Here is a 12,912-nt window from a genome sequence, read left to right as displayed (position 1 = left end):
GGCGTATGGTGCCGCGGCTCCTCCCTCTCTCCTGGCCTGCCTCCTCGTGCTGCCGGCGGGCCCGCTCCTCGCGGGCTGCTCGCCCGGCGGCACCGAGGACCCGCCGCCCGTCCGGGCCGACGGCACGGCCACGGTCCGGGAGGCCGACCTCCCGAGGGAGCGCGGCGCACGCTGGGCCCCGTCGACGCGGGCGGGCCCTTCCCGTACGAGCGGGACGGTGCCGTCCTCGGCGACTTCGAGCGGCTGCTGCCCCGGCGCGAACGCGGCTACCACCACGAGTACACGGTCGGGACACCGGACTCGGCCGACCGCGGGCCCGGCGCGTCGTCACCGGACGCGGCGGTGGGAGGTACTGCGCCGACGCCCCCTACGCATCGTTCAGGACGGTACTGGGATGACGCACGAACTGGCGGGCCGGCTCGTGGTCGCGCTCGACCTCGACGGGGCCACGGACAAGGCAGGCCTGATGGACCGCTGCGCCCGCGCCCTGGACCTGCCGGGCTGGTTCGGCCGCACCTGGGACGCCTTCGCGGACTCCCTCGCCGACCACACGGTCCGGCCCGAAGGCACCGTCGAACATGGACTGCTGATCGTCGTGGACGGCCGGCTGCCCTACGCGACGGCACGCCCCGAGGAGTGGGAGACGGCGCGGGAGGTGTTCGCCGAAGCGGTGCGACGGACCCCGTCACTCACCGTGGCCCTCACCCTCGGAGGTTCCTCCCGGCCGCGTGCCGACCTGCCTGGATGATCGCACCGGAACTGGCGATCCGGTCGTCATGGGACAATGAAGTACGTGCTCTTCCCCCTGGCTGACCTGTCCGGGGGCCACCTCTTATCGACTGGGATGTGCAGCACGTGCGTTTCCTCAACGACATCCAGCCTGCGTACGACCTGACCTACGACGACGTCTTCATGGTGCCCAACCGGTCCGCCGTCGCATCGCGTCAGGACGTGGACCTCAGCTCCCCGGACGGTACGGGCACCACCATCCCGCTCGTCGTCGCCAACATGACGGCCATCGCCGGCCGCCGCATGGCCGAGACGGTGGCCCGCCGCGGCGGGCTTGTGGTCATCCCGCAGGACATCCCGATCGAGGTCGTCACCGAGGTCGTCGCCTGGGTCAAGAGCCGCCACCTGGTCCTCGACACCCCCATCGTGCTGGCCCCGCACCAGACCGTCGCCGACGCGCTCGCCCTGCTGCCCAAGCGCGCGCACAACGCGGGCGTCGTCGTCGACGACGGGCACCGGCCGGTCGGCGTGGTCACCGACACCGACCTGTCCGGTGTGGACCGCTTCACGCAGCTCAGCGAGGTCATGTCCCGCGACCTGCTGCTCGTCGACGCCGGCATGGACCCGCGCGAGGCCTTCAACACCCTCGACGGCGCCAACCGGCGCTACGCCCCCGCCGTGGACAAGGACGGCCGCCTCGCCGGCATCCTCACCCGCAAGGGCGCCCTGCGCGCCACCCTGTACACGCCGGCCACCGACGACCGGGGACGGCTGCGCATCGCCGCGGCCGTCGGCATCAACGGTGACGTCGCGGGCAAGGCCCAGCAACTGCTGGACGCGGGCGTCGACACGCTCGTCATCGACACGGCGCACGGGCACCAGGAATCGATGATCAGCGCGCTCAAGCTGGTCCGCGACCTTGACCCGCAGGTCCCGATCGCCGCGGGCAACGTGGTCTCCGCCACGGGCGTCCGCGACCTGATCGAGGCCGGCGCGGACATCGTCAAGGTCGGCGTCGGCCCCGGCGCCATGTGCACCACCCGCATGATGACCGGCGTCGGCCGGCCGCAGTTCTCCGCGGTCCTGGAGTGCGCTGCGGAGGCGAAGAAGTACGGCAAGCACGTGTGGGCCGACGGCGGTATCCGCCACCCGCGCGACGTGGCGATGGCCCTCGCGGCCGGCGCGTCCAATGTGATGATCGGCTCCTGGTTCGCCGGAACCTTCGAGTCCCCGGGCGACCTTCAGCACGACGCGAACGGCCGCCCCTACAAGGAGTCCTTCGGCATGGCCTCCGCGCGCGCCGTACGCAACCGCACCTCGGAGGAATCGGCCTACGACCGGGCCCGCAAGGCGCTGTTCGAGGAGGGCATCTCCACCTCCCGCATGTTCCTCGACCCGACCCGGCCCGGCGTCGAGGACCTGATCGACTCGGTCATCGCGGGTGTCCGCTCCTCCTGCACCTACGCGGGTGCCGGCTCCCTGGAGGAGTTCGGGGAGAAGACCGTCGTCGGCATCCAGAGCGCCGCCGGGTACGCCGAAGGCAAGCCGCTGCACGTCAGCTGGACCTGACCGAGGTCCCGGCTGCCCGGCCGTCCGGCTCCCGGGCGGCCTTCACGAATCCCGCCGGCCCTGCCGAACTCGCCGAACCCGCCGATCCCGTCCCGGACCTCCCAGAAGCGAAGTGAACCGCCCGCAGTGCTGAACGATCTCGACGAACGCATCGTGCACGCCCTCGCCGAGGACGCCCGCCGCTCCTACGCGGACATCGGCAAGCTCGTCGGCCTGTCCGCGCCCGCCGTCAAGCGGCGCGTGGACCGGCTGCGCGCCACCGGCGCCATCACCGGCTTCACCGTGCGGGTGGACCCCGCCGCCCTCGGCTGGGAGACCGAGGGTTTCGTCGAGATCCACTGCCGCGGAAACACCTCCCCGGAGACCATCCAGCGGGGCCTGGAGCGCTACCAGGAGGTCGTGTCCGCCTCCACCGTCACCGGAGAGGCGGACGCGATCGCCCAGGTCTTCGCCGCCGACATGCGGCACTTCGAACGGGTCCTGGAACGGATCGCGGGGGAGCCCTTCGTCGAGCGGACCAAGTCCGTGCTGGTGCTGTCACCGCTGCTGCGACGATTCTCGTCCGGACCGCCCGCCTGACGGCCGCCCGCACTATCCTCGGTGTCATGACCTGGCGACATTGATCCACCGGTAACGCCTCCCGAGGGCCACCTCGGATGCCGTACGTCCTCCACGTCCGGTGTCCGAACCGCCCTTACGGGAAGGCCCCATGACCTCCACGCCCACGCGTGCGCCCGACCCCCGCGTCCGACGGCTGACGACCACGCTGTACGGCTACGCGTTCCTCGAAGACTTCGTGCTGCTCTACCCGGTGTACGCGCTGCTGTTCAACGACACCGGCCTCACCGTCTGGCAGATCTCCTCCCTGTTCGCCCTCTGGTCGGTCACCGGCGTCCTGCTGGAGGTCCCCTCCGGCGTCTGGGCCGACGCCGTCTCCCGCCGCCTGCTCCTGTGGCTCGGCCCGCTGCTCACCGCCGCCGGCTTCGCCCTGTGGGTACTGCTGCCCTCGTACGGCGCCTTCGCGGTCGGCTTCGTCCTGTGGGGCGCCGGCGGAGCACTCGCCTCCGGGGCGCTGGAGGCCCTGGTCCACGACGAACTGGAGCGGCTCGGCGCGGCCGGCCGCTACGCCCGGATCATGGGCCGGGCCCGCGCGGCCGGCCTGGTGGCCGTAATGGCGGCCATGGGGCTCGCCGGTCCGGTGCTCGGCCGGGGCGGCCACACCGCCGTCGGCGCCGCCAGCGTCCTGGCGTGCCTGCTGACCGCGGCCACCGCCCTCCGGTTCCCGGAACACCGGTCCCCGGCGGCGGGCCACCGCCGCTGGACCGCCCCCCTGCGTGCCGGGCTCGCCGAGGCGCGCGCCGACCGGTCGGTGCGCGGCGCGCTGCTGCTCGTACCGGCCGTCGGCGCGGTGTGGGGCGCCCTCGACGAGTACACGCCGCTGCTGGTGCGGGACACCGGCGTCGCGGACGAGACCGTCCCGTACCTCCTGCTGCTGATCTGGGCCGGTGCCACTGCCGGAAGCCTGCTCGCCGGCGAGGGCGAACGCCTCGGTACGGCCGGACTCGCGGCCCTGCTCGCCGGTGCCGGACTCGCCTTGGCCGTCGGCTCGCTCGCCGGTACGCCCGCCGGGCTGATCCTGGTCGCCCTCGCCTTCGGCGGTTTCCAGGCGGCGACCGTGCTGGCCGACGCACGGCTCCAGCGGCGCATCGGGGACACCGGGCGGGCCACCCTGACCTCGCTCGCGGGCCTGGGCACCGAGCTGGCCACGGTCGCGGTGTTCGGCGGTTATGCCCTGATCGCCTCGCAGAGCCGGCACAGCACGGCCTTCGCCGTGTTCGCGCTGCCGTATGCGGTGACGGCGTTGCTCCTGGTGTTCAAGAGGCCATTGCGCTCGCCGCGAGGCATCCCGTAGGTTGTCCGTCACTCGCTACCGGTGGGTAACATCCGTTGGTATCTGCTTCGCCGCCCAGTAACCCGAGCGTCCTGGGGGAGAGCTGTGCGCCGGCTCATCGGCCGTCCCGCCACGGTTCGCGCCCGCATCGTCGCGCTTGCGTTCGCTCCGGCGTTCGCCCTGCTGGCGTTGTGGACCTTCCCCATGGTGTCGGTCACCGGAGAACTGCGCGCACTGGCCCGGCTCAGGATGTGTACGAGGACTTCGGCACGCCCGTCGACACGGCGATCGGGCAGATCCAGATCGAACGGCGGCTGGCCGCCACCTACTGGGGGACGGGCCACCGTACGTCCGCGACCCTGGACCTCATGGAGCGGCATCGCCGCACCGACCGCGCCGTGAACGCCATGCGCGGCGCGATCCGGGACGGCGATCACGACCGGCTCTCCGGCCCGCAGCGCCATGCCCTCGACGCCATGGTCGGCGCCGCCGAGGAACTGGAGGGACTGCGCCAGCGGGTGCTGCTCGCGACATCTCCTGGGACCGGGGCGCCTGCCCTGCGCGCCGGGCAGGCCGGATGCGGTGGTGACACCGGGCACCAGGGAGGTCGTCCCAGCGGGGTATCGCGCGCGGTGGGTGTGTTTCGTACGGCGGTTGATGGCGGCCTCTCCGCAGATGAAACGGAGGTCACCGTGGCCCCGACGTCGTGCCCGCCCCCTGCGACTCCGGTCGGAAGCAGGCTCCGATCGGGAGTGCGCAACGAATCGCCGCCGATCCCGCACCGGACGCAACGATCCGCTCACCGGCGCGCAACGGCTCCATCTTGCCCGGCCGAGCCGGCCGACCGTACCGTCAATGCGCCCCCCCGAAACCCCGCGTACCGACGAGGAACACGCATGCGTACCGCCCTGCTCCAGAGCTCCGGCCGACCCGGTTCCGTCGCCGGCAACCTCAAGGTCCTCGACGAGGCCGCCGACCGCGCCGCCGCGGCCGGCGCCGGGCTGCTCGTCACACCGGAGCTGTTCCTCACCGGGTACGCGATCGGCCACGACATCGCGGCGCTCGCCGAGCCCGCCGACGGCGACGCGGCCGACGCGGTCGCCCGGACCGCCGCCCGGCACGGGCTCGCCATCGCCTACAGCTACCCGGAGCGCGCGGGTGACACCGTCCACAACTCCACCCAGCTCATCTCCGCGGAGGGCACCCGCCTCGCGAACTACCGGAAGACCCACCTCTTCGGCCCCTTCGAGCAGGACCACTTCGCCCCCGGCGACCAACAGGTCGTCCAGGCCGAGCTGCACGGCCTCACCGTCGGCCTGCTGACCTGCTACGACATCGAGTTCCCTGAGAACGCGCGCGCCCACGCCCTGGCCGGCACCGATCTTCTGCTGGTGCCCACCGCGCTGATGCATCCGTTCCAGTTCGTCGCCGAGCACCTCGTGCCGGTACGGGCGTTCGAGAACCAGATGTACATCGCGTACGTCAACCGGGTCGGCCAGGAGGGCGAGTGGGAGTTCACAGGGCTCTCCACCCTCGCCGGACCCGACGGGGTCGCCCGTACCCGGGCCGGGCGCGGCGAGGAACTGGTTCTCGCCGACGCGGACCCCGTGCTCCTCGCCGCCTCCCGCGAGCACAACCCGTATCTGCGGCACCGCCGCCCCGCCCTGTACGGGCCGCTCGGCTGAACCCCCGCCACCCTCCGCCCCCTTCGACCTCTTTCGCGCAAGGAGTCCGTACCCCATGACGTCCACGGTGCCCAACGCCGTCGAGCACGCCGACGAGCAGCAGCCGCCGATCACCATGTTCGGCCCGGACTTCCCGTACGCGTACGACGACTTCCTCGCCCACCCCGCGGGCCTCGGCCAGATCCCCGCCACGGAGCACGGCACCGAGGTCGCGGTGATCGGCGGCGGCCTGTCCGGCATCATCACCGCCTACGAGCTGATGAAGATGGGCCTCAAGCCCGTCGTGTACGAGGCCGACCGGATCGGTGGCCGACTGCGCACCGTCGGATTCGAGGGCTGCGACCCCGCGCTCACCGCCGAGATGGGCGCGATGCGCTTCCCGCCGTCCTCCACGGCCCTCCAGCACTACATCGACCTGGTGGGCCTTGAGACCCGCCCGTTCCCCAACCCCCTCGCCGCATCGACGCCTTCGACCGTCGTCGACCTCAAGGGCGAGTCCCACTACGCCGAGACCCTCGACGACCTCCCGCAGGTCTACCGGGACGTGGCCGACGCCTGGGCCCGGTGCCTGGAGGAGGGCGCCGACTTCTCCGACATGAACCGCGCCCTGCGCGAGCGCGACGTCCCGCGCATCCGCGAGATCTGGTCCGGGCTCGTCGAGAAGCTCGACGACCAGACCTTCTACGGCTTCCTCTGCGACTCCGAGGCCTTCAGGTCCTTCCGGCACCGCGAGATCTTCGGCCAGGTCGGCTTCGGCACCGGAGGCTGGGACACCGACTTCCCCAACTCCATCCTGGAGGTCCTGCGCGTCGTCTACACCGAGGCCGACGACCATCACCGAGGCATCGTCGGCGGCTCACAGCAGCTGCCGCTGCGCCTGTGGGAGCGCGAGCCGGAGAAGCTCGTCCACTGGCCGTACGGCACCTCGTTGAAGGCCCTGCACGTGGACGGCGAGCCGCGCCCGGCGGTGACGCGGCTGCACCGCACCGCGGGCCACCGCGTCACGGTGACGGACGCGAACGGAGACGTCCGTACCTACAGGGCGGCCGTCTTCACCGCCCAGTCCTGGATGCTGCTGTCCAAGATCGCCTGCGACGACGCGCTCTTCCCGATCGACCACTGGACCGCCATCGAGCGCACCCACTACATGGAGTCCAGCAAGCTCTTCGTGCCCGTCGACCGGCCCTTCTGGCTCGACAAGGACGAGGACACGGGGCGGGACGTCATGTCGATGACGCTGACCGACCGCATGACCCGGGGTACCTATCTGCTGGACGACGGCCCGGACCGGCCCGCCGTCATCTGCCTGTCCTACACCTGGTGCGACGACAGCCTGAAGTGGCTGCCGCTGTCACCGAACGAGCGGATGGAGGTCATGTTGAAGTCGCTGGGCGAGATCTACCCGAAGGCCGACATCAGGAAGCACATCATCGGCAACCCGGTCACCGTCTCCTGGGAGAACGAGCCCTACTTCATGGGCGCGTTCAAGGCCAACCTGCCCGGTCACTACCGTTACCAGCGGCGCCTGTTCACGCACTTCATGCAGGACCGGCTGCCCGAGGACAAGCGGGGCGTCTTCCTCGCCGGCGACGACATCTCCTGGACGGCCGGCTGGGCCGAGGGCGCCGTCCAGACCGCCCTCAACGCCGTCTGGGGCGTCATGCACCACTTCGGGGGAGGGACCGACGGGGCCAATCCCGGGCCCGGTGACGTGTACGACGAGATCGCACCGGTGGAACTCTCCGACGACTGAACCCGGTCGCACAGGGGCGTGGCGACCGGCCGGCCCCGGTTTCCGCTCAGTCGGGCAGCGGCGTGAGCAGCATGCGCCCGGCGAAGCCCACGGCCATGTCGAGGCGTGCGGCGAACTCCTCGGTGACGTCCGGCAGTCCGCGCAGCGCCCACAGCGCGCGGGCCGTCGTCCATGCGGCGTCCCGGGCGCGGTCCAGGCTCCACGCGCCGGTCAGATGAGTGAGGGGATCGGCGAGCTGGAGGATGTCGGGGCCGGGCATCAGGTCCTCGCGGATGCGTTCCTCCAGCGCGACCAGCAGGTCGCCCACCTGCTCGAACTCGTCCTCCAGCCGGGCGGGTTCGCAGCCGAGCGTACGGCAGGTGTCCACGACGGCGAGCGCCAGATCGTGACCGATGTGCGCATTGATGCCCGCCAGTGCGAACTGCAGCGGACGTACGCCGGGATGGTGGCGGAACTGGAACAGCGGACGCCAGCAAGCCGGTGGGCGGCGCCCCTTGGACACCGCTTCGACGGCGGCCAGATAGCGCTCGGCGAACACCACGTTCAGGGTGACCGCCGCCCGCGTGTCCGCGAGCAGACCCGCGTCGATGCGCCGGTCGGCCTCCGTCGTCACCGTGAGGTAGACCCGGTTGAAGACCGCGATCCCGTCCCGGCGGGGCAGGACGGAGTCGAGGGCGCGCATACGGGAGACGACCGTGTCTACGGGATTGTGGACTTGTTCGCATTGCGCCATGAGCGCAGAGTCGCACCTTTAGTGTGGTGCCCGTGGCGGCGGGGCCGGGGCTTCCCCGGAACGTCGGGCCAGGGGTGCCGGGTTTCACTCGATGGGGTGGTGGGTGGGGAACGCGTGGTGCGGTGTCGTGCGGGTGTCTACGATCGGTGATCGTGAAGCTGGTGGTGCAGATCAGACTGCTGCCGACGCCCGTGCAGGCGGCGGCTCTGGAGGCGACCCTGCGCGCCTGCAACGAGGCTGCCACCTGGGTCAGTGAGGTCGCCTTCGAGCAGGGGAAGTTCAAGAACTTTGCACTGCGCAGGCTCACCTACGGGCAGGTCAGGTCGCGGTGGAACCTGGGCGCCCAGGCGGCCCAGCACACGATCAAGAAGGCCTGCGACGCCTACGCCACGCTGAGGGCGAACCTGGCGGCGGGCCGCCTCGGCCGTTCCGGCTCGGCACGCCACCGCCGCGCCACCCAGAAACCCGTCGTTTTCCGTCCCTTCGGCGCTCAGCCCTTCGACGACCGGATGCTCTCGTGGCAGCTCGCCGGGCGGACGGTGTCGGTGTGGACCACCGGCGGGCGGATGAAGGACGTGGCGTTTACCGCCGCGCCGGAGCAGCTGGCCACGCTTGTCCTGTACCGCAGGGGCGAGTCCGATCTCATCAGCCGGGACGGTATGTGGTTCCTGAATGCCACCTGCGAGGTCCCCGAGGCGCCGCTGAACGGTGACCCGGTGGACTTCCTCGGTATCGACCTGGGCATCGTGAACATCGCCACCACGTCGGACGGCGAGATCATGGCCGGGCGTGAACTCAACCGGATCCGGGTCCGCGAGCGCGGCCTGCGCAGCAAGCTGCAGAAGAAGAACACCCCGTCCGCCAGGCGGCGACTGAAGAAACGCCGCCACAAGGAGACACGGCGAGCCAGGGACATCAACCACAAGATCGCGAAACATGTGGTGGCCGAGGCAGAACGCACCGGTCGCGGAATCGCTCTGGAAGACCTGGGCGGAATCCGTGAGCGGGTACGGCTTCGCAAGCCCCAACGGGCCACCCTGCACTCCTGGGCCTTCCATCAGCTCGGGCAGTTCATCGCGTACAAGGCCCGCCGCGCGGGGGTGCCGGTGGTGCACGTCGATCCGGCGTACACCTCCCGTACCTGCGCCGAGTGCGGGTACATCGACAGGGCGAACCGGGTCTGTCAGGCCCGGTTCGCGTGCCGGTCCTGCGGATTCGTTGATCACGCGGACCGGAACGGCTCCCGCAACATCCGCGCTCGCGCGCGGGAGTTGTGGCGACGCGGGGCCCAGTCAACGGCCCCTGCCCCGCTCCCGCGCCAGCGGGACGGGGCTGGACGCAAACGCAGCATCACCGCCAGTGATGCCCGTTGTGCAAGCCCGGGACTCTCAGTCCCGGGTCGTTGACCAACGTCTCCAACTTCCACGCCACCGCCGACGAGATCGCCTACGACCGGCGGGTGCTCGACGCCCTCGGCGGCCCGCCGGGCCTCGGCGCCGTGATCGACACCAGCCGCAACGGCAACGGCGCCCCGGCCGACGAGGAGTGGTGCGACCCCGGAGGCCGCTCCCTCGGCCGGGCCCCGACGCTCAGCACCGGCGAGGCCGGGGTCGACGCCTACCTGTGGGTCAAGCTGCCGGGGGAGTCGGACGGCTGCAAGGGGGCGCCGGGCACCTTCGCCCCGTCGTACGCCTACGACTTGGCGCGCTGAGCGCCTTCGCCGTCCGCCTCGCCGTTGTCCTTCCCGCCGCTCCCGCCGGCATCGGCGCCTTCGTCGCTCGTGTCGTAGGACGAGGTGCCCTCGTCGAGCAGCGGCTCCTGCGTCTTGAGGTGGGCGGGCGCGAAGGCGCGCAGCGCGTGGTACCCCGTGATGACGACGAGCGTGCCGAGCGCGATGCCGCTGAGCGAGAAGGTGTCGGTGAACTCCAGCGTGACGTTGCCGACGCCGATGATGATGCCCGCGGCGGCCGGCACCAGGTTCAGCGGATTGCGCAGGTCCACCTTGGCGTTGGTCCAGATCTGGGCGCCGAGCAGGCCGATCATGCCGTACAGGATGACGGTGATGCCGCCGAGCACACCCCCGGGGACGGCCGCCACGACCGCACCGAACTTCGGGCAGAGGCCGAACAGCAGGGCGAAGCCCGCGGCCGCCCAGTACGCGGCGGTCGAGTAGACGCGGGTCGCCGCCATCACACCGATGTTCTCGGAGTACGTGGTGTTGGGCGGGCCGCCGACGGCGGTGGACAGCATGGAGCCGACGCCGTCGGCGGAGATGGCCGTGCCCAGCTTGTCGTCGAGGTTGTCGCCGGTCATCTCGCCGACGGCCTTGACGTGTCCGGCGTTCTCGGCGATCAGCGCGATGACGACCGGCAGGGCGACCAGGATCGCCGACCACTCGAACGACGGGCCGTGCAGGGTCGGCAGGCCGATCCAGTCGGCCTGGCCGACGCCCGACAGGTCCAGGCGCCAGTGATCGGTGACCTCGCCGCTCGCGTCCGCGGAGTGGATCTGTCCGAAGACCCGGTCGAGGCCCCAGGAGAGGACGTACCCGAAGACCAGTCCGAGGAAGATCGCGATGCGGGACCAGAAACCGCGCAGGCACACCACCGCCAGACCGGTGAACAGCATCACGAACAGGGCGGTCCACTGGTCCTGCGGCCAGTAGGTGGCGGCCGTGACCGGCGCCAGGTTGAAGCCGATCAGCATCACCACCGCACCGGTGACGATCGGGGGCATCGCGGCATGGATGATCCGCGCCCCGAAGTGCCGCACCGCGAGCCCCACCAGGAACAGTGCGGCCCCGACCACGAACACCGCGCCGGTGACGGTGGCGCTGGACCCGCCCTGCGCCCGGATGACCGCGGCGACGCCGACGAAGGACAGCGAGCAGCCCAGATAGCTGGGCACCCGGCCACGTGTGGCCAGCAGGAAGACGATGGTCGCGACGCCCGACATCATGATCGCGAGATTGGGGTCCAGACCCATGAGGACCGGGGCGACGAACGACGCCCCGAACATCGCCACGACGTGCTGGGCGCCGAGTCCCGCGGTGCGGGGCCACGAGAGCCGTTCGTCGGGACGGACCACCGCGCCGGGGGCCGGGGTGCGTCCGTCGCCGTGCAGTGTCCAGCGGACGCCGAGATCCATGGGCTGTCGCTTTCGTCGTTCGTGCAGCGTGTCCGGACCATTGTGAGGGCTGATCAGGCATGCTCCGTTCACGGGGGAGGGCGGGGAGCGTTCGCGCGGAGCGCCCGCCCGGAGAGTCCCCGGGCATGCCCGGTCCCGGGGAACGCGACGGTCAGGGCCGCGGCTCGGGAACCGCCGCGTCGGGCCGGGTGATCTTCACCCGGTCCCCGGCGCGCAGTACGCCCGCGAAGCCGGCCAGACCGCACGACAACACCGTGACCAGGGCGAACGACACCGCCAGACTGGTCGCCTGGGCCAGCAGCCCGATCGCGCTCGGAGCGATCAGCCCCGAGGTGTACGTGATGGTCGCGACGCCCGCGATGGCGAGGCTCGGGTTGCTGCCGCTGCGGCCGGCCGCGGCGAAGCACAGCGGCACCACCACCGCGATGCCGAGACCCATCAGCGCGAAGCCGGCCATCGCCGCCGCGGGGTGCTGCGCGAGGACGATCAGCAGTCCGCCACAGACGGCGACGACACCGCTCGCGCGGACCGTGCGCACCGCGCCGTAGCGGTCCACCACCCGGTCCCCGGTGATCCGGGCGACCGCCATGGTGAGCGTGAAACCGGTGGTGCAGGCCGCCGCGAGACCGGCTGAGGTCTCCAGCTGGTCGCGCAGATAGATCGCCGACCAGTCGAGGCTCGCGCCCTCCGCGAAGACCGCGCAGAAGCCGATCGCGCCGATCAGCAGCGCGGAGCGGGGCGGCAGCGCGAACCTCGGCGGCGGCTCCTCGTCGGCGGCGGACCGCAGATCGAGGACGTGGCCGGCCGCGAGGACGCCCACTACGGTCAGGACACCGGCCGCGAGCGTGTGGTGCAGCCGGGCGTCCGTACCGAGGTGCGCGGCGAGCGTGCCGGCCGCCGAACCGATCAGGGCGCCGGCGCTCCACATGCCGTGCAGTCCGGACATGATCGACCGGTCGAGCCGGTTCTCCACCTCCACGCCGAGGGCGTTCATCGCCACGTCGGACATGCCGGCCGTGGCGCCGTAGACGAACAGGGCCAGGCAGAGGGTGAGCAGGTTCGGGGCGACGGACGGCAGGACCAGCGCGAGCGTCCACAGCGCGATCAGCCCGCGCAGTGCGGTCCGGGCGCCGAAGCGGTGGCTGATGCGCCCCGCCAGCGGCATCGCGACGGACGCGCCGAGCGCGGGGAAGGCGAGCGCGAGCCCCAACTGTCCGGGGCTCACTCCGGCATGGTCCTGGATCCACGGTACGCGGGTGGCGAACGAGCCCGTGACGGCGCCGTGCACGGCGAATACCGCCCCCACGGCGTACCGTGCCCGCCGCACCTCGCGCTGCCCGTACACCTCTGCGCTCATGGTCCCGCCCCTCCCGGTCGCCCAAGGCATCCCTGACGCGCCGCGTAA

The 12,912-nt window shown here is 71.5% G+C and carries 10 protein-coding genes and 2 pseudogenes; 9 read left to right on the top strand and 3 right to left on the bottom strand.

The window, feature by feature from the left end; genetic code table 11:
* Positions 1-394: 394 nt before the first annotated feature.
* The 7 genes and pseudogenes from ACFPZI_RS15865 to ACFPZI_RS15835 all read left to right on the top strand — a co-directional run bounded on the left by ACFPZI_RS15865 (position 395) and on the right by ACFPZI_RS15835 (position 7,627).
* The gene (locus tag ACFPZI_RS15865; RefSeq protein ID WP_381363540.1) at positions 395-748 is read left to right on the top strand and encodes a barstar family protein; all 354 of its coding nucleotides are present in this window, start codon (positions 395-397) and stop codon (positions 746-748) included.
* 107 nt (positions 749-855) lie between these two features.
* Positions 856-2,298: a GuaB1 family IMP dehydrogenase-related protein gene (locus ACFPZI_RS15860; RefSeq protein ID WP_381363612.1), complete on the top strand. Its 1,443-nt coding sequence runs from the start codon at positions 856-858 to the stop codon at positions 2,296-2,298.
* Between the two features lie 126 nt (positions 2,299-2,424).
* On the top strand, positions 2,425-2,877 hold the full coding sequence (locus ACFPZI_RS15855) for an Lrp/AsnC family transcriptional regulator (RefSeq protein ID WP_381213335.1): 453 nt from the start codon (positions 2,425-2,427) through the stop codon (positions 2,875-2,877).
* A 130-nt stretch (positions 2,878-3,007) separates the two neighbouring features.
* Positions 3,008-4,210 carry an MFS transporter gene (locus tag ACFPZI_RS15850; RefSeq protein WP_381363538.1) on the top strand — a complete coding sequence of 401 codons (1,203 nt, stop codon included), beginning with the start codon at positions 3,008-3,010 and terminating at the stop codon, positions 4,208-4,210.
* A 170-nt stretch (positions 4,211-4,380) separates the two neighbouring features.
* Positions 4,381-4,662, top strand: a pseudogene (locus ACFPZI_RS15845) (hypothetical protein); the annotation flags it as partial.
* A 423-nt stretch (positions 4,663-5,085) separates the two neighbouring features.
* The gene (locus tag ACFPZI_RS15840; RefSeq protein ID WP_381363611.1) at positions 5,086-5,874 is read left to right on the top strand and encodes a carbon-nitrogen hydrolase family protein; all 789 of its coding nucleotides are present in this window, start codon (positions 5,086-5,088) and stop codon (positions 5,872-5,874) included.
* 55 nt (positions 5,875-5,929) lie between these two features.
* Positions 5,930-7,627 carry a flavin monoamine oxidase family protein gene (locus tag ACFPZI_RS15835; RefSeq protein ID WP_381363537.1) on the top strand — a complete coding sequence of 566 codons (1,698 nt, stop codon included), beginning with the start codon at positions 5,930-5,932 and terminating at the stop codon, positions 7,625-7,627.
* Between the two features lie 46 nt (positions 7,628-7,673).
* Here the strand turns inward: ACFPZI_RS15835 and ACFPZI_RS15830 are convergent, their stop codons facing one another.
* Positions 7,674-8,360 carry a DUF5995 family protein gene (locus tag ACFPZI_RS15830; protein ID WP_381363535.1) on the bottom strand — a complete coding sequence of 229 codons (687 nt, stop codon included), beginning with the start codon at positions 8,358-8,360 and terminating at the stop codon, positions 7,674-7,676.
* A gap of 152 nt (positions 8,361-8,512) precedes the next feature.
* Here ACFPZI_RS15830 and ACFPZI_RS15825 point away from each other — a divergent pair, with 152 nt between their 5' ends.
* Positions 8,513-9,766 (top strand): RNA-guided endonuclease InsQ/TnpB family protein, encoded by a 1,254-nt coding sequence (locus ACFPZI_RS15825; protein WP_381363533.1) that lies wholly within the window; start codon positions 8,513-8,515, stop codon positions 9,764-9,766.
* Positions 9,751-10,071, top strand: a pseudogene (locus ACFPZI_RS15820) (glycoside hydrolase family 6 protein); the annotation flags it as partial. The gene ACFPZI_RS15825 and the pseudogene ACFPZI_RS15820, both read left to right, overlap by 16 nt.
* On the opposite strand, the gene ACFPZI_RS15815 reads toward ACFPZI_RS15820, so the two are convergent.
* Positions 10,053-11,507: a uracil-xanthine permease family protein gene (locus ACFPZI_RS15815; RefSeq protein ID WP_381363531.1), complete on the bottom strand. Its 1,455-nt coding sequence runs from the start codon at positions 11,505-11,507 to the stop codon at positions 10,053-10,055. The pseudogene ACFPZI_RS15820 and the gene ACFPZI_RS15815 sit on opposite strands and share 19 nt — an antisense overlap.
* Before the next feature lie 151 nt (positions 11,508-11,658).
* Positions 11,659-12,864, bottom strand: coding sequence for an MFS transporter (locus ACFPZI_RS15810; protein ID WP_381363529.1), 1,206 nt, complete (start codon positions 12,862-12,864; stop codon positions 11,659-11,661).
* Positions 12,865-12,912: the final 48 nt, after the last annotated feature.

This window comes from Streptomyces chlorus (assembly GCF_042655885.1).
GTDB lineage: Bacteria > Actinomycetota > Actinomycetes > Streptomycetales > Streptomycetaceae > Streptomyces > Streptomyces chlorus.
Note: the sequence above shows the minus strand (reverse complement) of the source record. Positions and strands in the feature narration are given on the sequence as shown.

Coding starts and splice junctions, on each gene's coding strand:
- ACFPZI_RS15865 (WP_381363540.1), top strand. CDS start 395: ATGACGCACGAACTGGCGGGCCGGCTCGTGGTCGCGCTCGACCTCGAC.
- ACFPZI_RS15850 (WP_381363538.1), top strand. CDS start 3,008: ATGACCTCCACGCCCACGCGTGCGCCCGACCCCCGCGTCCGACGGCTG.
- ACFPZI_RS15840 (WP_381363611.1), top strand. CDS start 5,086: ATGCGTACCGCCCTGCTCCAGAGCTCCGGCCGACCCGGTTCCGTCGCC.
- ACFPZI_RS15835 (WP_381363537.1), top strand. CDS start 5,930: ATGACGTCCACGGTGCCCAACGCCGTCGAGCACGCCGACGAGCAGCAG.
- ACFPZI_RS15830 (WP_381363535.1), bottom strand. CDS start 8,360: ATGGCGCAATGCGAACAAGTCCACAATCCCGTAGACACGGTCGTCTCC.
- ACFPZI_RS15815 (WP_381363531.1), bottom strand. CDS start 11,507: ATGGATCTCGGCGTCCGCTGGACACTGCACGGCGACGGACGCACCCCG.
- ACFPZI_RS15810 (WP_381363529.1), bottom strand. CDS start 12,864: ATGAGCGCAGAGGTGTACGGGCAGCGCGAGGTGCGGCGGGCACGGTAC.